At 73.4% G+C, this 21,533-nt stretch carries 19 protein-coding genes; 12 read left to right on the top strand and 7 right to left on the bottom strand.

The genetic code is table 11. From position 1 onward, the window contains the following. Positions 1–34: 34 nt before the first annotated feature. On the bottom strand, positions 35–886 hold the full coding sequence (gene map / locus C229_RS0109975) for a type I methionyl aminopeptidase (protein WP_026313630.1): 852 nt from the start codon (positions 884–886) through the stop codon (positions 35–37). A 67-nt stretch (positions 887–953) separates the two neighbouring features. Between map and C229_RS0109970 the strand changes: the two genes are divergently transcribed. Then, positions 954–1,139, top strand: a complete 186-nt coding sequence (locus C229_RS0109970) for a hypothetical protein (RefSeq protein ID WP_033424218.1) — start codon at positions 954–956, stop codon at positions 1,137–1,139. Here the strand turns inward: C229_RS0109970 and C229_RS0109965 are convergent. Continuing rightward, positions 1,136–1,720, bottom strand: a complete 585-nt coding sequence (locus C229_RS0109965; protein WP_018654923.1) for a hypothetical protein — start codon at positions 1,718–1,720, stop codon at positions 1,136–1,138. The two genes, C229_RS0109970 and C229_RS0109965, sit on opposite strands and share 4 nt — an antisense overlap. A 56-nt stretch (positions 1,721–1,776) precedes the next feature. On the opposite strand from C229_RS0109965, the gene npdG reads away from it, so the two are divergent. From npdG to C229_RS0109945, 4 genes are all read left to right on the top strand, one after another. Beyond that, positions 1,777–2,481: an NADPH-dependent F420 reductase gene (npdG, locus tag C229_RS0109960; protein ID WP_018654922.1), complete on the top strand. Its 705-nt coding sequence runs from the start codon at positions 1,777–1,779 to the stop codon at positions 2,479–2,481. A 62-nt stretch (positions 2,482–2,543) separates the two neighbouring features. After that, on the top strand, positions 2,544–3,683 hold the full coding sequence (locus C229_RS0109955; protein ID WP_018654921.1) for a potassium channel family protein: 1,140 nt from the start codon (positions 2,544–2,546) through the stop codon (positions 3,681–3,683). Positions 3,684–3,792: 109 nt separating this feature from the next. After that, positions 3,793–4,134: a hypothetical protein gene (locus C229_RS34890; RefSeq protein WP_018654920.1), complete on the top strand. Its 342-nt coding sequence runs from the start codon at positions 3,793–3,795 to the stop codon at positions 4,132–4,134. After that, positions 4,131–4,805, top strand: coding sequence for a hypothetical protein (locus C229_RS0109945; protein WP_018654919.1), 675 nt, complete (start codon positions 4,131–4,133; stop codon positions 4,803–4,805). The genes C229_RS34890 and C229_RS0109945 overlap by 4 nt, the downstream gene beginning before the upstream one ends. A 41-nt stretch (positions 4,806–4,846) precedes the next feature. Here C229_RS0109945 and panB read toward each other — a convergent pair whose 3' ends face one another. Beyond that, on the bottom strand, positions 4,847–5,689 hold the full coding sequence (gene panB, locus C229_RS0109940; protein WP_018654918.1) for a 3-methyl-2-oxobutanoate hydroxymethyltransferase: 843 nt from the start codon (positions 5,687–5,689) through the stop codon (positions 4,847–4,849). A gap of 223 nt (positions 5,690–5,912) precedes the next feature. Between panB and C229_RS0109935 the strand changes: the two genes are divergently transcribed. After that, entirely contained in the window at positions 5,913–8,033 is a 2,121-nt protein-coding gene (locus tag C229_RS0109935) for a SpoIIE family protein phosphatase (protein WP_018654917.1), read from the top strand. Positions 8,034–8,060: 27 nt separating this feature from the next. Here C229_RS0109935 and C229_RS0109930 read toward each other — a convergent pair whose 3' ends face one another. Together C229_RS0109930 and C229_RS0109925 are read right to left on the bottom strand one after the other, a co-directional pair. Then, positions 8,061–9,857 (bottom strand): NAD+ synthase, encoded by a 1,797-nt coding sequence (locus tag C229_RS0109930; protein WP_018654916.1) that lies wholly within the window; start codon positions 9,855–9,857, stop codon positions 8,061–8,063. Between the two features lie 34 nt (positions 9,858–9,891). Beyond that, positions 9,892–11,100, bottom strand: a complete 1,209-nt coding sequence (locus C229_RS0109925; protein ID WP_018654915.1) for an MDR family MFS transporter — start codon at positions 11,098–11,100, stop codon at positions 9,892–9,894. Positions 11,101–11,181: 81 nt separating this feature from the next. Here C229_RS0109925 and C229_RS0109920 point away from each other — a divergent pair, with 81 nt between their 5' ends. Beyond that, positions 11,182–12,195: an ArsR/SmtB family transcription factor gene (locus C229_RS0109920; RefSeq protein WP_018654914.1), complete on the top strand. Its 1,014-nt coding sequence runs from the start codon at positions 11,182–11,184 to the stop codon at positions 12,193–12,195. Here C229_RS0109920 and C229_RS0109915 read toward each other — a convergent pair. Next, positions 12,119–13,138 (bottom strand): terpene synthase family protein, encoded by a 1,020-nt coding sequence (locus C229_RS0109915; RefSeq protein ID WP_018654913.1) that lies wholly within the window; start codon positions 13,136–13,138, stop codon positions 12,119–12,121. The genes C229_RS0109920 and C229_RS0109915 overlap by 77 nt on opposite strands. 147 nt (positions 13,139–13,285) lie before the next feature. On the opposite strand from C229_RS0109915, the gene C229_RS0109910 reads away from it, so the two are divergent. The 5 genes from C229_RS0109910 (at position 13,286) to C229_RS0109890 (ending at position 20,760) form a co-directional block, all read left to right on the top strand. Next, the gene (locus tag C229_RS0109910) at positions 13,286–14,092 is read left to right on the top strand and encodes an ABC transporter substrate-binding protein (RefSeq protein ID WP_026313629.1); all 807 of its coding nucleotides are present in this window, start codon (positions 13,286–13,288) and stop codon (positions 14,090–14,092) included. 1 nt (position 14,093) lies between these two features. After that, positions 14,094–14,933, top strand: a complete 840-nt coding sequence (locus tag C229_RS0109905; RefSeq protein ID WP_018654911.1) for an amino acid ABC transporter permease — start codon at positions 14,094–14,096, stop codon at positions 14,931–14,933. Beyond that, positions 14,930–15,718, top strand: a complete 789-nt coding sequence (locus C229_RS0109900) for an amino acid ABC transporter ATP-binding protein (RefSeq protein ID WP_018654910.1) — start codon at positions 14,930–14,932, stop codon at positions 15,716–15,718. Before C229_RS0109905 ends, C229_RS0109900 begins: the two co-directional genes overlap by 4 nt. A gap of 286 nt (positions 15,719–16,004) precedes the next feature. Then, positions 16,005–17,366: a type I glutamate--ammonia ligase gene (glnA, locus tag C229_RS0109895; protein ID WP_018654909.1), complete on the top strand. Its 1,362-nt coding sequence runs from the start codon at positions 16,005–16,007 to the stop codon at positions 17,364–17,366. A gap of 298 nt (positions 17,367–17,664) precedes the next feature. Next, complete coding sequence (locus C229_RS0109890) at positions 17,665–20,760, top strand: bifunctional [glutamine synthetase] adenylyltransferase/[glutamine synthetase]-adenylyl-L-tyrosine phosphorylase (RefSeq protein ID WP_081639820.1); 3,096 nt, start codon at positions 17,665–17,667, stop codon at positions 20,758–20,760. On the opposite strand, the gene C229_RS30105 is transcribed toward C229_RS0109890, so the two are convergent. Continuing rightward, on the bottom strand, positions 20,745–21,464 hold the full coding sequence (locus tag C229_RS30105) for a phosphatase PAP2 family protein (protein WP_018654907.1): 720 nt from the start codon (positions 21,462–21,464) through the stop codon (positions 20,745–20,747). The two genes, C229_RS0109890 and C229_RS30105, sit on opposite strands and share 16 nt — an antisense overlap. Positions 21,465–21,533: the final 69 nt, after the last annotated feature.

Below are 21,533 nucleotides of genomic sequence, written 5' to 3'. Positions count from 1 at the left end.
GGCGGGGGGCACTGGCGAGCGTTCCCGCCCGGGGTCAGGGCAGTGTCAGGATCTCGTGGCCGTCTTCGGTCACGAGGATCGTGTGCTCGAACTGCGCGGTGCGCCTGCGGTCCTTCGTGACGACCGTCCAGCCGTCGTCCCACATGTCGTAGTCGTGGGTGCCGAGCGTGAGCATCGGCTCGATCGTGAACGTCATCCCGGCCTGGATGACGGTGGTGGCGTTCGGGTCGTCGTAGTGCGGGACGACCAGGCCGGAGTGGAACGTCGTGCCGATGCCGTGCCCGGTGAAGTCGCGGACGACCCCGTACCCGAACCGCTTGGCGTACGACTCGATGACGCGCCCGACGACGTTCAGCGCCCGCCCCGGCCGGACGGCGCGGATGCCGCGCATCATGGCCTCGCGGGTGCGTTCCACCAGCAGCCGCGACTCCTCGTCGACGTCGCCGCACAGGAACGTGGCGTCGGTGTCGCCGTGCACCCCGTCGATGAACGCGGTGATGTCGACGTTGACGATGTCGCCGTCGCGCAGCGCGGTCGAGTCGGGGATGCCGTGGCAGATGACCTCGTTCACCGACGTGCACAGCGACTTGGGGTAGCCGCGGTAGCCGAGCGTCGACGGGTACGCGTCGTGCCGCAGCAGGAACTCGTGCCCGATGACGTCCAGCTCGTCGGTGGTGATACCGGGCCGGACGTGCCGGCCGACCTCCTCCAGCGCCTGCGCGGCGATCCGTCCCGCGACGCGCATCTTCGCGATCGTCTCGGGCGACTTGACGTCCGGCTCGCCGGTCTTGGGACGCTTCTTCCCGACGTACTCGGGACGCGGGATGTGCGCGGGGACCTTCCGCATGGGGGTGACCTGGCCGGGCCGGAGAAGGTGCGTCGTCATGGTCAGCGAGTGTAGTCAGCGATATCGGGGCACGAATGGGGTGCCCCGCGAGACGAAGGAGACGCCGATGGCGAACGCGAACGACGGTGACTGGTGGTTCTGCCTCAAGCACATGAAGGTGGAGCACGGGCCCGGCTGCCCCGACAAGGACCGCATGGGCCCGTATTCGTCCCAGGCCGACGCCGCGAGCGCCCTCACCACGGCGCGGCAGCGCAACGAGCGCTGGGACGAGGAGGACCGCGAGGCCCGCTAGTCGACGGTCGGGCCGCTGACGGCGTCCAGGAGCCGGGCCAGGCGGCGGCGCAGGCCCGGACGGGCGCCGGAGTCCTCCCCGGCGGCGGCGCTGACGAGGTGCTGCGCGCCGTCGAACGACAGCAGCGGATCGGCGGCCGGGACGGTCAGGGACGCGTGGGCGAGGCCCGTCAGCTCGCGGTCGCCGCCGTCCAGGGTGAGGATCGTGGCGCCGACGCGGCGCGCGTCGTCCACCCGCTCCAGCAGCGGCACCGGCGCCTCCTGCTCGGCGACGACGAACAGCGTCTCGCCGCGCCGCGCGTCCTCCAGCCGGTCCAGCCCGACGCGCAGGTGCGCGGGCGCGGACGGCGGCGGGCGCCACCGCACCAGCGTCGGCGCCAGGCCGGGCAGCGACGCCAGGCGGCTCTCGTCGTCCAGATGCGCGGCCAGGTGCCACGGATCGCCCGCCGGGGTGCCGACGAGCAGCAGGCCGCCCGGCGTGCGGGCATTGGTCCGCAGCGCCCGGCCCAGCTCCCGGGTGCGGTCGAGCCAGCCCGTCGCCGTGAGGACCTCACGCAGCATCATCACCTGGTCACCGTCCACGAGGTCATCGTGCCCCACCCCGCCCGTCCCGGCAGCCGTTTGACAGACTCGGCACCATGACTGAGCAGCAGCAGAAGACCCCCTCCGGAGCCGGAACCGATCTGCCGGACGTCTCCGGCCTCACGCTGGGCATCCTCGGCGGCACCGGCGACCAGGGCAAGGGACTGGCCCGCCGCTTCGGCCTGGCCGGGCACACCGTGGTCATCGGGTCGCGCAAGGCCGACCGGGCGCAGGAGGCCGCCGACGACCTCGGGATCGCGTCCGTGCGCGGCGCGGAGAACGCGGCGGCGGCGCGCGAGGCGGACGTCGTGATCGTCGCGGTGCCGTGGGACGGGCACCGGGCGACGCTGGAGTCCGTCCGGGACGAGCTGGCGGGCAAGATCGTCGTGGACTGCGTGAACCCGCTCGGCTTCGAGAAGGGCAAGGGCATGTACGCGCTGCCCGTCGAGGAGGGCAGCGCCGCGCAGCAGGCGGCGGCCGTCCTGCCGGACAGCACCGTCGTGGCCGCGTTCCACCACGTGTCGGCCAAGCTGCTGCTCGACCCGGCCGTCGACGGGATGGACCTGGACGTGCTCGTCCTCGGCGACGTGCGCGAGGCGACCGACACCGTCCAGGCGCTCGCGGGCCGCATCCCGGGCATGCGCGGCGTCTACGGCGGCAAGCTGCACAACGCCCACCAGGTCGAGGCGTTCACCGCGAACCTGATCTCGATCAACCGGCGGTACAAGGCGCACGCCGGGCTGCGCGTCACGGACGTCTAGACGGGCGGAGTGGCAGCGGCCCGAGCGCGCCGCGGGCACGGCACAATGGGCGGGTGGAAACGATGGCCGCCCGGCGCGCGCGTGTGCTGCTGCCCCACAGCCGGGTGGGGCCGCTGCGGGCGGTGCTGCAACGCGTACTGATCGCGTTCGGGCTGCTGCTGGCGGTCGTCGCGGCCGTCTACTTCGACCGGGACGGCTACCGCGACAACTCCGGCAGCCCGCTGTCCCTGCTCGACGCCTTCTACTACGCGACCGTCACCGTCTCCACGACCGGATACGGCGACATCACCCCCGTCAGCCCGGGGGCGCGGTTCGTCAACATCGTCTTCATCACGCCCGTCCGGGTGCTGTTCCTCATCGTGCTCGTGGGCACCACCCTCGAAGTGCTGGCCGAACGCACCCGCGACGACTGGCGCCGGACCCGCTGGAGGAACCGCGTGCGCGACCACATCGTGGTGGCCGGATACGGCACCAAGGGGCGCAGCGCCATCCGCACCCTCCTCAACAGCGGCGTCGACCACACGCAGATCGTCGTCGTCGACCCCGACCCGCGCGCCACCGCCGACGCGGCCGACGCCGGGTTCGTCGGCATCCTCGGCGACGCGACGCGCAGCTCCGTCCTCAAGCAGGCCGAGGTCGGCCGCGCCCGGGAGATCGTCATCGCCGCGCCGCGCGACGACTCGGCCGTCCTCATCACGCTCACCGCCCGGCAGCTCAACCCGCGCGCCGGCATCCAGGCGGCCGTCCGCGAGTCGGAGAACGCGCCGCTGCTGCGGCAGAGCGGCGCCGACCGGGTCATCACCTCCTCGGACGCGGCGGGGCGGCTGCTCGGCGTCTCCACCAGCCAGCCGCACGTCAGCCAGGTCATCGAGGACCTGCTCGAACAGGGCAGCGGCCTCGACCTGGTCGAGCGGCCGGTCGACCCGTCCGAGGTGGGGCTGAGCCTGCGCGACATCCACCAGCCGGGGCTGGCCGTCGTCCGCGACGGCACCGTCCTCGCCTACGACCACGACGCCTGCGGCGCGCTGCGCCCCACCGACCGGCTCATCGTCGCCCGCTCCACGCCCCGCAACCTCAACCCGGCGAGCCGCCCCGACGCCCGCATGGGCGAGGACCCGTCCCAGGAGGAGCCGTCGTCGGTCGCGTCGGCGGCGCGGCGGCGCGAGCAGGACGCCGTCGACGACGAATCCGAGCGGGACTGAGGTTCCGCTTCACCGCGCGGCGAGAATCTGGGAGCCTTTCGGCGTGTCCGTGCGTCTGAACCTGTGACGGCCGGTTCAGGACCGCGTGCCGCGAGGGAACAGGTGGACGATGAGCGACAGTCACTCGGCCGATCCGTGGAGCGCGTTCCTCGCGCCCCGACCCCACCGCGCGGCCGAGCGGCTGCGCGGCGGCACCGACCGGGAGCGGGCCAGGCCCGCCCGCCCGTCCGAGCCCGGGACGGCCGACGTCGCCTCGCGGGTGCTGGCGCGGCTGCGTGAGGCGCGCGCCCCGCAGACGTTCACGCAGCTCTGCCGCGGCACCGGCCTGGGCGTCCTGGAGGTCGCCGGGGCGGTCGAGACGCTGCGCGACGCCGGGCGCGTGACCGTCGAACGCGGCGGCGGCGCCCCCGGCGACGAGGGGGACGAGATCGTCCGGCTGCTCGACGCATGACCGGCTACGTCATCGCGGCGGCGCTGAGCTGCCTCGTCGGCGTCGCCGAGCTGGTCAGCCGCTACCGCGACCGGCCGATGACGCTGCTCCGCGTGCCGAGCACCTGGGCGTACGTGCTGATCAACGGGTCGGCGGGCGCGTCGTCGCTGTTCCTGCTGCGCACCTTCGACTGGAAGTTCGGCGTGCAGTCGCCGCAGATGGCCGCCGCCACGCAGGTGCTCGTGGCGAGCCTGGGGTCGATGATGGTGTTCCGCAGCGCCGTGTTCACGGTCCGCGTGGGCGACGAGGACGTCGCCGTCGGGCCGAGCACGCTGCTGACGTCGCTGCTGGCCGCCGCCGACCGCGGCGTCGACCGCAAGCAGGCCAGCAGCCGCGCCGCCGCGGCGGGCGACATCATGCACGGCGTCTCGTTCCGCCGCGCCCAGCTCGCCCTCCCCACCTACTGCCTCGGCCTGCTCCAGAACGTGTCCGCCGAAGATCAGGCCGCGCTCCGCACCGCCGTGGACGCGCTGGCGGGCAGCGACATGACCGACACCCAGAAGGCCCTCAACCTCGGCCTGCTGCTCATGAACGTCGCCGGGCCGGACGTCCTCAGCGCGGCCGTGAAGACCATGGAGGACGAGATCCGGCTTCCGGTGCCCGGACCGGCGCCCGAGCCCCAGAACGTGTGAGAGCGCCCTCCCGGTCCGGGAGGGCGCTCTCACGACGCGGGTCAGTGGTAGGTGTGCTCCGGCGCCGGGAAGGCGCCGCCGACGACCTCGGCGCCGAACTCCTCGGCCGCCGCGCGCAGCGCCGTGCCGACGTCGGCGTACTTCTTGACGAACTTGGCGGTCCGGGGCGTGAGGCCCGCCATGTCCTGCCAGACGAGCACCTGCGCGTCCGTCGCGGGACCGGCGCCGATGCCGATCGTCGGGATGCTCAGCGACCGGGTGACCTCGGCGGCCAGCTCGTCGGGGACGCACTCCAGGACGACCGCGAACGCCCCGGCGGCCTCCAGCGCCTTCGCGTCGGCCATGAGGTCGGAGCCGGCCTCGCCCCGGCCCTGGACGCGGTAGCCGCCGAGGACGTTCACCGACTGCGGCGTCAGGCCGAGGTGGCCCATGACGGGGATGCCGGCCGCGACCATCGTCTCGACCTGCGGCAGCACGCGGCGCCCGCCCTCCAGCTTGACGGCGTGCGCGTGGCCCTCCTTCATGAACCGGGCGGCGTTCGCCAGGCCCTCGGAGACGCCGCCCTGGTAGGAGCCGAACGGCAGGTCCGCGACGACGAGCGCCCGCCGCGAGCCCCGGACGACGGCCGCCGTCAGCGGCAGCAGGTCGTCCACGGTGACGGGGAGCGTGGAGTCGTAGCCGTAGACGACCATCGCGGCCGAGTCGCCGACGAGCAGCACCGGAATGCCGGCCTCGTCGAACACCCGCGCGGTGGAGGCGTCGTAGGCGGTGAGCATCGGCCACTTCTCGCCGCGCTCCTTGGCGGCGGCGAGGTCGCGGACGGTGACGCGCCGTCCCGAGGCGCCGCCGTACAGGGCGGTGGGCTGAGCGGTGGAAGAAGACATAGCTGATCCCTCCGGTCTTGAGGCGCCACGGTGGCGTACCCAGACCCCTCGATCGTGCCATTACAGGAACGTTTCGGATACCCCCGGGGATTCCCGGCGTCCCTGACCACCCGATTTTCACAAGGAGTCGTGATCTTCTCCCCTCGGGGGTCGTGATGCCTCATACTGGCGCGGGGGAGTGGTCCGACGACAGGCTGTGGGAGCGCGCCAGGTGAGATCCGTGATGGCCCCGCGGGGCGACGCGCCGACCAGCGACTCGGCTTCGCGCACACTCGTGCTCGGGGTCGGCGGCGACGGTCGCATCGTCCAGTGCGGGCCGAACGCCGCGTCGGTGCTGGGCCGTCCGTCGCAGGAGCTGATCGGCGAACCCGCCGCCGCGCTGCTGCACGGCCAGGCCAAGCCCGAGACGCGCGCCGACCTCGACACCCTGCTGGAGGCGCTGGCCGCCGGGCAGGAACGCACCAACGTGATCGCGGTGCGCCGGGACGACGGCTCCACCACCGACGCCGTCGTCACCGCGCAGCCGATGGTCGGCGCGAGCGCGGTCGGGCCCGCCGGGCTGCTGTTCGTCCGGGTCGCGCTGCCGCCGAGCGAGCGCTATCAAGACCCGGCCCTCATGCGCCGCGCCCTCATGGACGACCAGCTCACCCGCTTCGGCGCCTCGCTCGACCTCGACCAGAGCGCCAAGGGCCTCGTCGACGTGATCGTCCCGCACTACTGCAACGCGGCGTCGGTGCTGGTGCTGGAGAGCCTCGTCGCGGCCGACGAGGTGCACGCCGAGGCCGGGTCGGCGGTGCTGCGGCGCCTCGCCGTCACCTCCGACGACGGCGACCCCCGCTGGACGGCCACGTTCCCCGTCGGCGAGGTGCTGGTCTTCCCCGAGGGAACCCCGTACCGCGAGGTACTGGAGACGGCGCGGCCCGTCCACCTGCGGCACATCGAGAGCGAGCTGGCCGACGACATCGGCCGCCGCTGGCGGCGCGAACCCGCCAGCGAACTGCTCGACGGTGCGTCGATGGTGCTGCTGCCGCTCGTCGCCCGCGACACGCTGCTCGGCTTCATCGCCTGCACGCGCGTGTCCGGCTTCCGGCGGTTCGACGCCTACGACGTCGAGATCGGCATGGACTTCGCGGCGCGGGCCGCGATCGTCGTCGACAACGCGCGCCGGTTCAGCCGCGAGCGCGCCACCGCGCTCGCCCTCCAGCGCAGCCTGCTGCCGCACCGGCTCACCGCGCCGACCACCGTCGAGGTGCGGCACCGCTACCTGCCGGGCAGCAAGCTCGTCGAGGTCGGCGGCGACTGGTACGAGTCGATCGCGCTGCCGGGCGCCCGCGTCGCGCTGATCGTCGGGGACGTCGCGGGGCACGGCGTGAAGGCCGCCGTCACGATGGGACGGCTGCGCACGGCGCTGCACACGCTCGCCAACCTGGAGCTTCCGCCCGCCGACGCGCTGCACGTCATGCACGAGCTGATGATCGAGCTGGGCGAGCAGGAACCGCACTTCGCCACCTGCGTGTACGCGGTGTACGACGCGACGTCCGGCACGCTGGAGATCGCGTCGGCGGGGCACCTGCCGCCGCTGCTGGTGCGTCCCGGCGGGCCGGGGGAGTACCTGACGATCCCGCCCGCGCCGCCGCTCGGCGTGTCGGGCGGCGCGGCGATCGAGAGCCGCGAATTCTCCGTCGAGGACGGCAGCGTCTTCGTCATCTACACCGACGGCCTGGTGGAGAACCGGGGCCGCGACATCGACGACGGCCTCGCCGGGCTGAACGCGGTGTTCGGCCCCGACACCGCCACCCGGTCCATGGAGGACATGGCGAAGGCGACGCTGGCGGGCGTCTACGGCGACCACCACCGCGACGACATCGCCGTCCTCATCTCCCGCTTCCGCCGCCTCCCCGAGGGCCGCTGCGTCTCCTGGACGCTCCCGGCCGACCCGGCCGCCGTCCGCCGCGCACGCGGCCTGGTCCGCAGCCAGCTCCAGACGTGGGACCTGGACGACCTCACGTACACGACGGAGCTGCTCACCTCCGAGCTGATCACCAACGCGATGCGCTACGCCCAGTCCAAGGGCCCCATCGAACTCCGCCTCATCCTGGAGCGCTCGCTGATCTGCGAGGTCCGCGACGGCTCGGCCGCCCTGCCGCGCCTCCGCCACGCCACCGACGACGAGGAGGGCGGCCGCGGCCTCCTGGTCGTCAGCCAGCTCGCCGACCGCTGGGGCACCCGCCGCACCGCCACCGGCAAGGTCGTCTGGTGCGAACAGCTCGTCCCCGGCCTGGACCCCACCCCCACCGACCCCATCCCCGCCTGGCCCGGCGAACACCACCACCGAGTCGACTGATCGCGCGACCCGACCGGGAAGGGCCCGTCAGGTGTCGGAGGCGGGTTCGCGCCAGCGGTTGGTGATGGGGACCCGGCGGTCGCGGCCGAAGTTCTTCGGGGTGATCTTGGGGCCCGGGGGGTACTGGCGGCGTTTGTACTCGGCCAGGTCGACCATGCGGATGACGCGTTCGACCAGCGGGGCGTCGTGGCCGGCCTTGATGAGGGCGTCGTGGCCCAGGTCGTTCTCGACGTAGTCGATGAGCAGCGGGTCGAGGACGTCGTAGGACGGGAGGGTGTCGCGGTCCTTCTGGCCGGGGCGGAGTTCGGCCGACGGCTCCTTGACGATGATCGACTCGGGGATCGGCTCGCGGGCGAACGGGTGCAGGAAGGCGTGGTCGGCGCCGACGGCGGAGTTGCGCCAGCGCGCCAGCGCCCAGACCATCGTCTTGACCAGGTCCTTGATGGGGGCGAAGCCGCCCGCCGAGTCGCCGTAGAGGGTGGAGTAGCCGGTGGCCAGCTCGCTCTTGTTGCCGCCCGTCAGGACGAGGTGCCCGTCCTGGTTCGACAGGCCCATCCAGACGTTCGCGCGGATGCGCGCCTGAAGGTTCTCCTCGGCGAGGCCGTCGAGGTCCAGGACGGCCTCGAACGCGTCCACCATGCCGCCGATCGGCACGATCCGGGCGTGGATGCCCTGCCGGTCGACGAGATCCTCCGCGTCGCTCACCGAGTGCCCGGTCGAGTAGCGGGACGGCAGCAGCACCGCGTGCACGCGGTCGGGGCCGATCGCGTCGGACGCGATCGTCGCGACGAGCGCCGAGTCGATGCCGCCGGACAGGCCGAGGATCACCGACCGGAAGCCGTTCTTACGGACGTAGTCGCGGGTGCCGAGCACGAGCGCGCCGTACACCTCGGCCAGGCCGGGCAGCGGCTCGCTGACCTCCGGCGCCGCGGCGTCGTAGGCGGGCAGCGGCGCGTCCTGGAGGACGTACCGCTCCACGGTGATCGTCGTGCCGTCGAGCGCGTCGACGGGGGTGCGGGCGGGTTCGGCGGGGGCGACGGCGCCGGGCAGGTCGAGGTCGGTGACGAGCAGGTGCTCCTCGAACTGGGGTGCCCGCGCCAGCAGGGCGCCGTCCGCGCCGACGATCAGCGAGTCGCCGTCGAAGACCAGCTCGTCCTGCCCGCCGACCATGTTGACGTAGGCGAGCGCGCACCCGGCCTCGCGGGCGCGCTCGGCGCACAGGTCGAGGCGGGTGTCGTCCTTGTCGCGCTCGTACGGTGAGGCGTTGATCACCAGCAGCAGCCCGGCCCGCGCACTCCCGGTGACGCTGACGGGCCCGCCGTCCTGCCACAGGTCCTCGCAGACGGCGGTGGCGACGTCGACGCCGTGCACGCGGACGACGGGCAGCCGGTCGCCGCGCACGAAGATGCGGTACTCGTCGAACACGCCGTAGTTCGGCAGGTGGTGCTTGGCCGACCGCACCAGCACCTCGCCGCCGACGAGCCAGGCGGCGCCGTCCAGCGGCGATCCGGCGGGCTGCCCGGCGCGGACGAGCCCGACGGTGCGCCGGTCGAGGTGGCCGGTGACGACGGGCAGGTCGCCCAGGCCCTCGTCGGCGAGGCGCCGCGCGACGCGTTCGAGCGCGCGCCGGGAGGCGTCCACGAACGACGACCGCAGCGCGAGGTCCTCGACCGGGTAGCCGGTCAGCATCATCTCGGGGAACGCGACCAGGTGCGCGCCGGCGTCGGCGGCCCGGCGGGACCACTCCACGATGAGGTCGGCGTTGCCGTCGAGGTCACCGACGGTCGGGTCAACTTGCGCGAGCGCGATCCGGAGCTGTGCCACGCGATCAAGCCTAGACGACACCGCCCGAGTATCGTCAAACTGACGACAAGTGGCGCCGCCGGACGGCCGGACGCAGCGCGAGCTGCCCGGCCGCCGCGAGCAGCCCGAGCGCCAGGCACGTCAGCCACAGCACCGACGTGCCCCGCTCCAGCAGCCGGGTGCCGAGGATCGGCGCGAGCATGAAGCCGCCCGACCACGCCAGCCCGTAGACGGCGTTGTACCGGCCGCGCAGGTCCGGCGGCGCCAGGTCCGCGACGATCGCCTGGACGACGGTCGCGGCGACGATCTCACCCGCCGTCCACACCACCACCGCCACGGCGTATCCGGCGAACGAGTCGAACAGCGCGGTCAGCCCGTATCCGACGCCGACGAGCGCGCACCCGGCGGCCATCACGCGGGAGGAGTCCCGGCGGCTCAGCCACGCCGTCACCAGCGGCTGCACGAGCACGATGAGCACGCCGTTCGCGGCGACGACCAGGCCGTAGGCGCGCGCCGACAGCCCGTCCGCGCGCATCGCCAGCGGCATCGTCGTCATGCACTGCATGAGGACGAGCGTGAACACCAGCGTCAGCAGGCAGTAGACGACCATGACGCGGTCGCGCAGCACCGCGCGGAACCCGGGCCCGCCCGGCACGTACGGCGGCCGGGTCTCGGGCACGGCCCGCCAGACCAGCAGGCCGTAGGCGGCGCAGACGGCGGCGTTGATCCAGAACAGCCACAGGAAGCCGCGCTCGGCCAGCGTGCCGCCGGTGACCATCGCGACGGCGTAACCGAAGTTGATCGCCCAGAACAGCAGCCCGAACGCGCGCGGCCGGTCGGCGGCGGGGACGATGTCACCGACGACGGCCTGCGCGGCGGGCCGGTGCATGTCCATGAACAGGCCGAGGGCGAGCGCCGCCGCGAGCAGGAGCGGGAACGTCGCCGCGTAGCCGAGCGCGATCATGGCGGCGCCCGACGCGATGGTGGCGAGCGTCAGCGTGAACCGGCGTCCCACCCGGTCCGCGAGGACGCCGCCGAGCACCTGCCCGGCCAGCGTCCCGACGCCGAGGACGGCCATGACGACGCCGGACTGCCCGAGCGACAGGCCGCGCACGGTCACGAGGTAGAGCCCGAGGAACGGCGCGACCATGGCGCCGAGGCGGCTGAGGAACGTGCCGCCCCACAGCACCCAGAACACGCGCGGCAGGCCGCCGACGCGCGACCGCAGGAAGCCGGGGGGAGCGGGTTTCGTCAACGTCGTCACCCGCCCATCGTCGGGGCGCGCGGGCACCGCGTCGATTCCTTTAGCGTGGGCTTAAAGGACGTGGTCAGGGGAGAGTCGCCGGTGGTGGAGTTCGAGTTCGGAGCCGACGACGCGATGCGCGTGCGGTTCGCGTTCTCGCCGCTGTGGGAGGCGGTGCACAGCCTGCGGGTGCTGGCCGACCCGTCGGGCAGGGCGCTGCACCTGCCGTGGCTGCGCGCGGTCCGGCCGCGCCTGGCGGGCCTCGGGATCGGGGAGCTGCGGGCACTGGCCCCCGCGAACGGCTACATCCCGGACTTCCTGACGCCGCCGCCGGACGGCCCGCTGCCGGACGTCGCCGCCGAACTCGCCCTCGTCCGGGCGACGCCGCCGGAGACGGTCGCGGCCGAACTGGCGGTGCTGGACCGGCCGCTCGCCGTCCCCGATCCGGCCGCGTTCCGCGACACCGTCGCCGCCGCCCTGGAGCGCTACTGGCACGCGGCGCTGGCCCCGCACTGGACCCGCATGCGCGACCTGCTCGAAGGCGACGTGCTGCGCCGCGCCCGCGCCCTGACCACCCTCGGCGCCGAGGGCGTCTTCGCGGACCTGCACCCGGCGGTGACGTGGCGCGACGGCGTGCTGCGCGTCGAACGCCCCTGGTCGCGGCGGGCCGCGCTGCGCGGACGCGGGCTGCTGCTCGTGCCGAGCGTGTTCGTGTGGCCGCGCGTCTCGGTGATGGTGCCGCCGTACCAGCCGATGCTCAGCTACCCCCCGACCGGCGTCGCGACGCTGTGGGAGTCGTCGGCGCCCCCGGCGCCCGGCGCGCTCGCCGCCCTCGTCGGCCGCACCCGCGCGACGCTCCTGACGGCCCTCGCCCTGCCCGCCACGACGACCGACCTGGCCCGCCGCCTCTCCGTCACCCCCGCCGCCGTCAGCCAGCACCTCGCCGTCCTGCGCGCCAACGGCCTGGTCACCGCCCACCGCCTCGGCCGCCGCGTCCTCTACACCCGCACCCCCGCCGGCGACGCCCTCACCGCGCGGGTCAGCGCAGGGAGGCCAAGGCGTCCAGGCGGGACGGGGGGCGGGCGGCCGGGGCCGCGTAGCGGCCGGACTCGGTGAGCCATTCCAGGTGGGCGCGGGGGGCCGTGTGCAGCGCGTCGGCGACGGCCAGGACGCTCGCGCGCCCGGTCTCGTCCAGGCCCAGCCGGGTCGTCGCGGCGGGCAGCGTCCGGACGGACTCGGCCAGGTCCGCGCCGCGCAGCGCGACCCGGTCCGCGACCAGCTCCTCGGACTGCGCCGACGTGAAGCCGTACGCGACGTTCATCACCGTCACGTGGTCGTGGACGTCGCCGCGCGCCGTCTCCGCGACGTGCGAGGCCAGGTCGTTCGACCACGCCACCATGTCGGCCGACGCCTCCACCAGGTCCTTCCACAGCGGCGTCGCCAGCACCCGGAGCGGCAGTTCGACGCCCAGCACCGGCTCGACGAGATCCGCGAGGAACGGCCCGCACGCGCGCCGCCGCAGCGCCGGGAACTCCGCGAGCGTGGGCATCTCGCCCAGCCGGCGGTGCACGGCCTCCTGCGCGCAGCCCGTCCGGTGGTCCTCCATGTGGGCGAGGAACCGGCGCCGCCACTCCCGGCTCATCCCGGCGCCGGTCGCGTCCCACAGCTCCAGCAGGGCCGCCTCCAGCGGGCGCGCCCCGGGACGGGCCCGTCCCCGCCGCAGCGCCGCCAGCAGGTCGCCGTACAGGATGTGCACGGCGTTCGCGCTGCCGCCGAGCCCGTCGGCGTCCAGGACGTCGTCCAGCGCGAACGTCCAGGTGAGCCAGCGGCCGAACAGCTCGACGCGCCCGGGGTCGGCCGCCGGGAAGATGCGCGCGGCGAGCCGGCCGAACCGGGCCCGGCCGAGCGCGCAGGCGTCCGGGTCGCCGAGCAGCAGGCCCCGGCCGCGCGCCCAGCCGTCCACGCGCTCGCCGAGCGCCCGCACGTCGGCGTGCAGGCCGGACGCGGGGGCCTGCGCGGCCACCCGGTCGGTGAGGGAGTGCAGAAGTGTGACGTTCACGGCACCCACCACGCTAATGATCTTCCGGTGGAGGCTCGCGGGAACGCCACGTCAACTTTCGGGAAAGAGGGCAAGACGGGGGCGAGCCGGGCATGAAGACGGTCGACGTGGCACTCTTTGCTGATCTTCACTCTAAGGAGGACCCCCGTGTCCCGACGGACCACCCTTTCCGCGGTGCTCGGCACCCTGCTGGCGGCCACCCTCACCGCCTGCGGCGGTGGCGGCGACGAGAACGCCACCGTGCAGGGCGCCAAGCTGGTCAAGGCCGGCCAGATCACCACCTGCACCCACCTGCCGTACCCGCCGTTCCAGTCCGAGCAGGGTGGCAAGGTCGTCGGCTTCGACGTCGACCTCATCGACCTGGTCGCCAAGAAGCTCGGCGTCAAGCAGGAGATCATCGACACGCCGTTCGAGACGATCAAGACGGGGTCGGCGCTCAACGCGGGCAAGTGCGACGTCGCCGCCGCCGGCATGACGATCAAGCCGGACCGCGCCAAGTTCATCGACTTCTCCCAGCCGTACTTCGACGCCACCCAGGCCGTGATGGCGGCCAAGGGCAAGGAGTGGAAGACGATCGAGGACCTCAAGGCGTCCGGCGTCAAGGTCGGCACGCAGGCGTCCACGACGGGCGAGGAGTACGCGCGCGGCAAGGGCGTCGACTCGATCTCGTTCAAGGACTCGGCGGCGCTGCTCAACGGCCTGCGCACCAAGCGCGTCGAGGCCGTCATCCTGGACTACCCGGTCATCCAGGGCTGGCTGAAGTCGGCCGACAACGCCGCCTACGCGGTCGCCGGGCAGTTCGACACCGGCGAGCAGTACGGCTTCGCCGTCCGCAAGGCCCAGAACCCCGAGCTGCTGAAGACCATCAACGAGGTCGTCGGGCAGGCCCGCCAGGACGGCACCTACAAGACGATCTACGAGAAGTGGATCGGCCCGATGCCCGAGGACGGGTGACGTGACGGCGTCGTCCGAAACGGGCCAAGGCGCCCCCGCCGCCGGCGGGCTGACCCGCCGGCAGCGGCGCCGCCTCATCCTCGGCGGCGAGTACGCGCTGTTCCTCGGCGTCATCGTCGCCGTCGCGCTGCTCGCCGACTGGGAGTCGCTGCGGGTCAACTTCCTCAACCTCGACGTCGTCGGCGACCTGTTCCCCGAGATCATCACGGTCGGCCTGCGCAACACCGTGATCTACACGGTCACCGGGTTCGTGCTCGGCCTGGTGGCCGGGCTCGTGCTGGCGCTGATGCGGCTGTCGTCGGCGGGCCCCTACCGGTGGACCGCGATGATCTACATCGAGGTGTTCCGGGGGCTGCCCGCGCTGCTGATCTTCATCTTCGTGGGGGTCGGCGTCCCGCTGGCGTTCCCCGGCACGAACCTGCCGGGCGGCGTCTACGGGCAGGCGGCGCTGGCGCTCGCGCTCGTCTCGGCCGCGTACATGGCCGAGACGATCCGGGCGGGCATCGAGGCGGTGCCGCGCGGCCAGATGGAGGCGGCGCGGTCGCTCGGCATGTCCCGCGCCCGCGCCATGCGGACGATCATCATCCCGCAGGCGTTCCGGGTGGTGATCCCGCCGCTGACCAACGAACTGGTGCTGCTGTTCAAGGACTCGTCGCTGGCGCTGTTCATCGGCGTCTCGCTCAACGAGCGGGAGCTGGCGAAATTCGGGCAGGACCTGGCGAGCGAGAAGGGCAACACGACGCCGATCGTCGTCGCGGGCCTGTGCTACCTGCTGGTGACGATCCCGCTGGGCTACCTGGCCCGGCGGCTGGAGACGCGGCAGCGCAGGGGGCAGCGATGAGCGGGACGGCGATCGAGATCGAGGGGCTGCGCAAGGCGTTCGGCGCCGACGAGGTGCTGCGCGGCATCGACCTGACCGTCCGGTCCGGCGAGGTGGTGTGCGTCATCGGCCCGTCCGGGTCGGGCAAGTCGACGCTGCTGCGGTGCGTGAACCTGCTGGAGGAGCCCACCGGCGGGACGATCCGCGTCAACGGCGACGAGATCACCCATCCCGACGCGAACCTGGACGCGATCCGCATCGGGATCGGCATGGTGTTCCAGCAGTTCAACCTGTTCCCGCACCTCACCGCGCTCGGCAACGTCACCGTGGCCCAGCGCAAGGTGCTCAGACGGGACAAGGACGAGGCGGCGCGGATCGCCCGCGAGAACCTGGCCCGCGTCGGCCTGGCCGGACGCGAGGACGCCTACCCGGCCCGGCTGTCCGGCGGCCAGCAGCAGCGCGTCGCCATCGCGCGGGCGCTGGCGATGGACCCGTCGGTGATGCTGTTCGACGAGCCGACCTCCGCGCTGGACCCCGAGCTGGTCGGGGACGTCCTGGCCGTCATGCGGACGCTGGCCGAGGACGGCATGACGATGCTCGTCGTCACGCACGAGATGAGTTTCGCCCGCGAGGTCGCGGACCGCGTGATCTTCCTGGACGGCGGCGTCGTGGTCGAGGAGGGCCCCGCCGCGCAGGTGATCAGCGAGCCGCGGCAGGCCCGGACGCGCGAGTTCCTGGCCCGGGTCCTGGACCCGGCGTCGGCGGGCGCGCCCGCCGGGACCGTCGGGAAGGAGGCCCCGGAGTAAGGCATGAAGCGCGATCTCGCGGCTGTGAGCAGCGGCGATCGTATGGCAGAGTTTGTCCTGGTCGCTCCCAGGTGCTCCCGCGTTCACGGGGCGACTCCGGACCGTGGACCGGTCCGTAACGTCGCGGTAACAGCGACGGGGCATACTGCACACGAGGCGTACCTGCCGACCAGCGCGGACACGCCGGACGGACCCGGTTCCGTTACTCCCCGCCCACGGCGGGGAAGGGCCCGGAACGTCCGGTGTGCACGCGCCGGGCGGCGTCGCACCACCGAGGGAGAAGGCTTTGGACCGTCAGCAGGAGTTCGTGCTCCGCACGCTGGAGGAGCGCGACATCCGCTTCATCCGGCTGTGGTTCACCGACGTGCTCGGGTTCCTGAAGTCCGTCGCGGTCGCGCCCGCCGAACTGGAGGGCGCCTTCGGCGAGGGCATCGGCTTCGACGGCTCGGCCATCCAGGGCTTCGCGCGCGTCTACGAGGCCGACATGATCGCCAAGCCCGACCCCTCCACGTTCCAGGTGCTGCCGTGGCGGAGCGAGGCGCCCGGCGTCGGCCGCATGTTCTGCGACATCCTCATGCCGGACGGCACCCCCAGCTACGCCGACCCGCGCTTCGTGCTGAAGCGGGCGCTGTCGCGCGCCGCCGACCTCGGGTTCACGTTCTACACCCACCCCGAGATCGAGTTCTTCCTGCTGCGCGACCGCCCCGAGGACGGCCGGGAACCCACCCCCGTCGACTCCGGCGGCTACTTCGACCACACCCCGCACAGCGCGGCGCACGACTTCCGGCGCAACGCGATCATGATGCTGGAGGCCATGGGCATCTCGGTGGAGTTCAGCCACCACGAGGGCGCCCCCGGCCAGCAGGAGATCGACCTGCGCTACGCCGACGCGCTCACCACCGCCGACAACATCATGACGTTCCGTCTCGTCATGAAGGAGGTCGCGCTGGAGCAGGGCGTGTTCGCGTCGTTCATGCCCAAGCCGTTCACGCAGTACCCCGGCTCGGGCATGCACACCCACATGTCGCTGTTCGAGGGCGACCGCAACGCCTTCTACGAGCCCGGCTCGGAGTTCCAGCTCTCCAAGGTCGGCCGCGCGTTCATCGCGGGCCTGCTGCGGCACGCCGCCGAGATCTCCGCCGTCACCAACCAGTGGGTGAACTCCTACAAGCGGCTGTGGGGCGGCGTCGGGCACGCCGCCGGCGCGGGCGGCGAGGCGCCGTCCTACATCTGCTGGGGGCACAACAACCGGTCCGCGCTGGTGCGCGTTCCCATGTACAAGCCGCAGAAGGGCCACGCGACCCGCGTCGAGTACCGCGCGCTGGACACCGCCGCCAACCCGTACCTGGCGTTCGCCGCCATGCTCGGCGCCGGGCTGAAGGGCATCGAGGAGGGGTACGAACTGCCTCCCGGTGCGGAGGACGACGTCTGGGCGCTGACTCCGGCCGAACGTCGTGCGCTCGGGATCGAGCCGTTGCCGCAGTCGCTTGATGAGGCGATTCACGCCATGGAGCGCAGTGAGCTGATGGCCGACGTGCTCGGGGAGCATGTGTTCGACTTCTTCCTGCGCAACAAGCGGCAGGAGTGGGAGGACTACCGGGGGCAGGTCAGTGAGTACGAGCGGAAGCGGATGATCACTGTGCTGTGAGGCCGGGGCCGGGGTCTGCGGGGACGTGGCGCGGTTGTTCGGCGGGGCTGGTGGGTGCAGGGAGCTGTGTTTGCTTTGCCGCGACTTCGTCGCGGCGGGGTCAGGGCCCCTTTTGGCACCGCCGCAGAGGGCTTGATCATCCTCCCTTCGGTCCGGATGATCAAGCCCTCTGCGGCGGTGCGGGCCCTGACCCGTGACGGCTGGCGTTCGGGCGATGTTTTCTGGGCTTGGAGATTGAGACGCTTCCGTGCTCGCGTCCGGAGGGCGCGGGCGCGGGTGGCGGGTTACGGTAAAGGTCGTGAGCGAGTCGTGGACTTCTGAACGCAGACCCTCCCTGATCGGGCGCCTGGCGCGGCTCGGGTTCACCGATGCGGGGAACGCGGAGCGTTTGCTGACGGGGGCCGAGCAGGACGGCGGGCCCCTTCCCGACGACGAACTGCTCGCCGCGCTCGGCGGCACCGCCGATCCCGACCTCGCCCTCGCCGGGCTGCTGCGGCTCTTCGCCGCCGCCGCCGAGACGGACGTCGCGGACGAGCTGCGCGCCGCCCTCGGCAAGGAACCCGGGACGCGGGAACGGCTGCTGGCCGTCCTCGGCGTCAGCGGCGCCCTCGCCGACCACCTCGCCCGCCACCCCGGCCACTGGACGATGCTCCGCGACGACGCGATCGGGCGCCCGCTCGCCCCCGCGCCCGGACTGCCCGGTGACGACGACATCGAGCCGTCCCGGGAACTGCGCGCCGTCGAGCTGCGGACCGCGCTGCTGCGCGCCGTCGGCGCCGACCCGGAAGCGTCCGACCCGGTCGCGTCCGGGCACGGGCCCGGCACCCTCGTCGCGCTGCGCGCCGAGTACCGGCGGCAGCTCCTCGCGCTCGCCGGGCTCGACCTGACGGGCGCCGCCGACGTCGCCGAGGTCGCCGCCGAACTCGCGGACCTGGCCGCCGCCGCGCTGGAGGCGGGCCTGGCCGTCGCCCGCGCCGAGGTCGACGGCCACGACCGGTGCCGCCTCGCCGTCATCGGCATGGGCAAGGCGGGCGGCCGCGAACTCAACTACGTCAGCGACGTGGACGTCATCTTCGTGGCCGAGGCCCGCGACGGCACCGCCGAGGACGCCGCCCTGCGCACCGCGACCCGCCTCGCGTCCGCGATGATGCGGGCCTGCTCGGCCAGCACCGTCGAGGGGTCGCTGTGGGAGGTCGACGCCGCGCTGCGCCCCGAGGGCAAGGCCGGGCCGCTCGTCCGCACCCTCGCCAGCCACCGCGCCTACTACGAGCGGTGGGCCAAGACGTGGGAGTTCCAGGCGCTGCTGAAGGCGCGCCCGCTCGCGGGCGACCCCGGGCTCGGCGCCCGCTACCTGGAGACGATCACCCCGCTCGTCTGGGAGGCCGCCGACGGCGAGCAGTTCGTCGAGGACATCCAGGACATGCGGCGCCGTGTCGAGGCCGACCTGAACCAGCGCACCGCCGAGGCCGAACGGCAGCTCAAACTCGGCCCGGGCGGGCTGCGCGACGTCGAGTTCAGCGTCCAGCTCCTCCAGCTCGTGCACGGCCGCGGCGACACCGCGCTGCGCAGCCCCGCCACCCTCGACGCGCTGGAGACGCTGTCGCGCCGCGGCTACGTGGGCCGCGACGACGCCGCCGCGCTCGCGTCGGCGTACCGGTTCCTGCGCCGCGTCGAGCACCTGGTGCAGCTCCACCGGCTGCGCCGCACGCACCTGGTCCCCGACGAAGACGCCGGGCTGCGCCGTCTCGGCCGCGCCCTCGGCCTGCGCGCCGACCCCGTCAAGGAGTTCACCGCGCTGTGGCGGCGGCACGCCCGCGAGGTGCGGCGCATCCACGAGAAGCTGTTCTACCGGCCGCTGCTGCGCGCCGTCGCCGCCCTGCCCGGCGACGAGGCGCGGCTGACGCCCGACGCGGCGCGGACGCGGCTCGTCGCGCTCGGCTACCACGACCCGGCGGGCGCGCTACGGCACATCGAGGCGCTGACGACCGGGGTGTCGCGGCGCGCGTCGATCCAGCGGACGCTGCTGCCGGTCATGCTCGGCTGGTTCGCCGACACCCCCGACCCCGACGCCGGGCTGCTCGGCTTCCGCCGCGTCAGCGACGCGCTCGGCACCACCCCCTGGTACCTGCGGCTGCTGCGCGACGAGGTGACGGTCGCCGAGCGGATGGCGTGCGTCCTCGGCACCAGCCGCTACGCGACCGACCTGCTGCTGCGGGCGCCGGAGGCGGTGACGATGCTGACGAGCCGCGCCGAGCTGAGACCGCGTCCGCTGACGGCGCTGCGCGGCGAGGCGCTGGCGGCCGTCCGGCGGCACGCCGAGGGGAGCGGCGCCGTCCCCGCCGAGGACGCGGTCGCGGCCGTGCGGGGCGTCCGGCGCCGCGAGCTGCTGCGCATCGCCGTGTCCGACCTGCTCGACTACGCCGACGTCGAGACCGTCGGCACCGGCCTGACCGACATCGCGACGATGACGATCGAGGCCGCGCTGCGCGCCGCGAGCAACAAGATCGAGATGGAGGCGCGGACGCCGCTGCCGACCCGGCTGGCGATCGTCGCGATGGGCCGGTTCGGCGGCCACGAACTCGGCTACGGCAGCGACGCCGACGTCATGTTCGTGCACGACCCGCTGCCAGGCGCGTCCGAGGCCGACGCCGCCAAGGCCGCCAAGGCGGTCGCGGAGGAGATGCGGCGGCTGCTCGCGCTGCCCGCCGCCGACCCGCCGCTGGAGATCGACGCGAACCTGCGCCCGGAGGGCAGGCAGGGCCCGCTGGTGCGGACGCTGGCGTCCTACGCCGCCTACTACGCGCGCTGGTCCGAGCCGTGGGAGAGCCAGGCGCTGCTGCGCGCCGACCCGCTCATCGGCGACCCGGAGCTGTGCGAGAAGTTCCGGGCGCTGATCGACCCCGTCCGCTGGCCCGAGGACGGCATCGACGACGACGCCGTCCGCAAGATCCGGCAGCTCAAGGCGCGGATGGAGTCCGAGCGGCTGCCGCGCGGCGTCGAACGCCGCCTGCACACCAAGCTCGGTCCGGGCGGCCTGTCGGACGTGGAGTGGGTCGCGCAGCTCCTCCAGCTCCGGCACGCGGCGGAGGTCCCGGCGCTGCGCACCACGCGGACGCTCGCCGCGCTCGACGCGGCCGTCCAGGCCCGCCTGCTGGACGAGGGCGACGCCGCGGCGCTGACCGAGGCGTGGCGGCTCGCCACCCGCATCCGGGGCTCGATCATGCTGGTGCGGGGCCGCGCGTCCGACCTGCTGCCCACCGACCACCACCGCGAGCGCAGCGCGATCACCCAGCTCCTCGGCTACGGCTCGACCGGCGAACTCCTGGAGGACTACCGGCGCCGCGCCCGCCGCGCCCGCGCCGTCGTCGACCAGGTCTTCTACGGCGTGACCTGAACCAGCGGCGGCGGGGCCGCGGCGCGGCTGCGGCCGTAGAGCCACCAGGAGACGCCCAGCGCGGCGGCGACCAGCGCCCCGCCCGCGACGGCGTCGAGCACGTAGTGGTTGGCGGTCGCGAGGATGACGTAGATCGTCGTCAGCGGGTACAGCACGGCGAGCCAGCGGGCGCGGCGCCGCGTCGCGAGCCGGATCACGACGAAGCCGCACCACAGCGCCCAGCCGGCGTGCATCGACGGCATCGCCGCGTACTGGTTGGTGAGGGTGCCGGACGCCTCGCTCGCGTACAGGCCCATCGAGTGCAGCGCGACGACCGGGTCGACGAACCCCTCCTCGTGCAGGAAGCGCGGCGGCGCGAGGGGGTAGAGCCAGAAGCCGACCAGCGCCGCGCCCGTCGCGATCATCAGCGACGTGCGCAGCCACCGGTACTCGGCCGGGCGCCGCCGCCACACCCACACGACGAGGCCGAGCGTGACCGCGAAGTGCGCGACGGCGTAGAACATGTTGGCGGTGCGGGCCAGCCAGGGCACGGCGAGCAGGCCCTCGTTGAGACCGCGTTCGACGTCGAGGCCGAGGAACCGCTCCAGCGACAGGATCTGGTCGGCGTTGGCGAAGGCGGGGCCGGTGCCGTCCTGCACGAGGACGAGCCGGGTCAGCGTGTAGCCGGTGTAGAACAGCGCGATGAGCAGAAGCTCACGCCACACCGGCGGCGCCTTGACACCGCCGACGGGAGCGAGGGCGGCCCGGCCTCGGGGAGGAGCTGGGGCGATTGG

The sequence above is a fragment of the Actinomadura flavalba DSM 45200 genome (assembly GCF_000374305.1).
Taxonomy (GTDB): domain Bacteria; phylum Actinomycetota; class Actinomycetes; order Streptosporangiales; family Streptosporangiaceae; genus Spirillospora; species Spirillospora flavalba.
This window is presented reverse-complemented; position numbering and strand designations above follow the sequence as displayed.

Bases quoted from the DNA above. Each gene is read 5' to 3' on its own strand.
- map (WP_026313630.1), bottom strand. From the start codon at position 886: ATGACGACGCACCTTCTCCGGCCCGGCCAGGTCACCCCCATGCGGAAG.
- C229_RS0109970 (WP_033424218.1), top strand. From the start codon at position 954: ATGGCGAACGCGAACGACGGTGACTGGTGGTTCTGCCTCAAGCACATG.
- npdG (WP_018654922.1), top strand. From the start codon at position 1,777: ATGACTGAGCAGCAGCAGAAGACCCCCTCCGGAGCCGGAACCGATCTG.
- C229_RS0109955 (WP_018654921.1), top strand. From the start codon at position 2,544: ATGGCCGCCCGGCGCGCGCGTGTGCTGCTGCCCCACAGCCGGGTGGGG.
- C229_RS34890 (WP_018654920.1), top strand. From the start codon at position 3,793: ATGAGCGACAGTCACTCGGCCGATCCGTGGAGCGCGTTCCTCGCGCCC.
- C229_RS0109945 (WP_018654919.1), top strand. From the start codon at position 4,131: ATGACCGGCTACGTCATCGCGGCGGCGCTGAGCTGCCTCGTCGGCGTC.
- panB (WP_018654918.1), bottom strand. From the start codon at position 5,689: ATGTCTTCTTCCACCGCTCAGCCCACCGCCCTGTACGGCGGCGCCTCG.
- C229_RS0109935 (WP_018654917.1), top strand. From the start codon at position 5,913: ATGGCCCCGCGGGGCGACGCGCCGACCAGCGACTCGGCTTCGCGCACA.
- C229_RS0109900 (WP_018654910.1), top strand. From the start codon at position 14,930: ATGAGCGGGACGGCGATCGAGATCGAGGGGCTGCGCAAGGCGTTCGGC.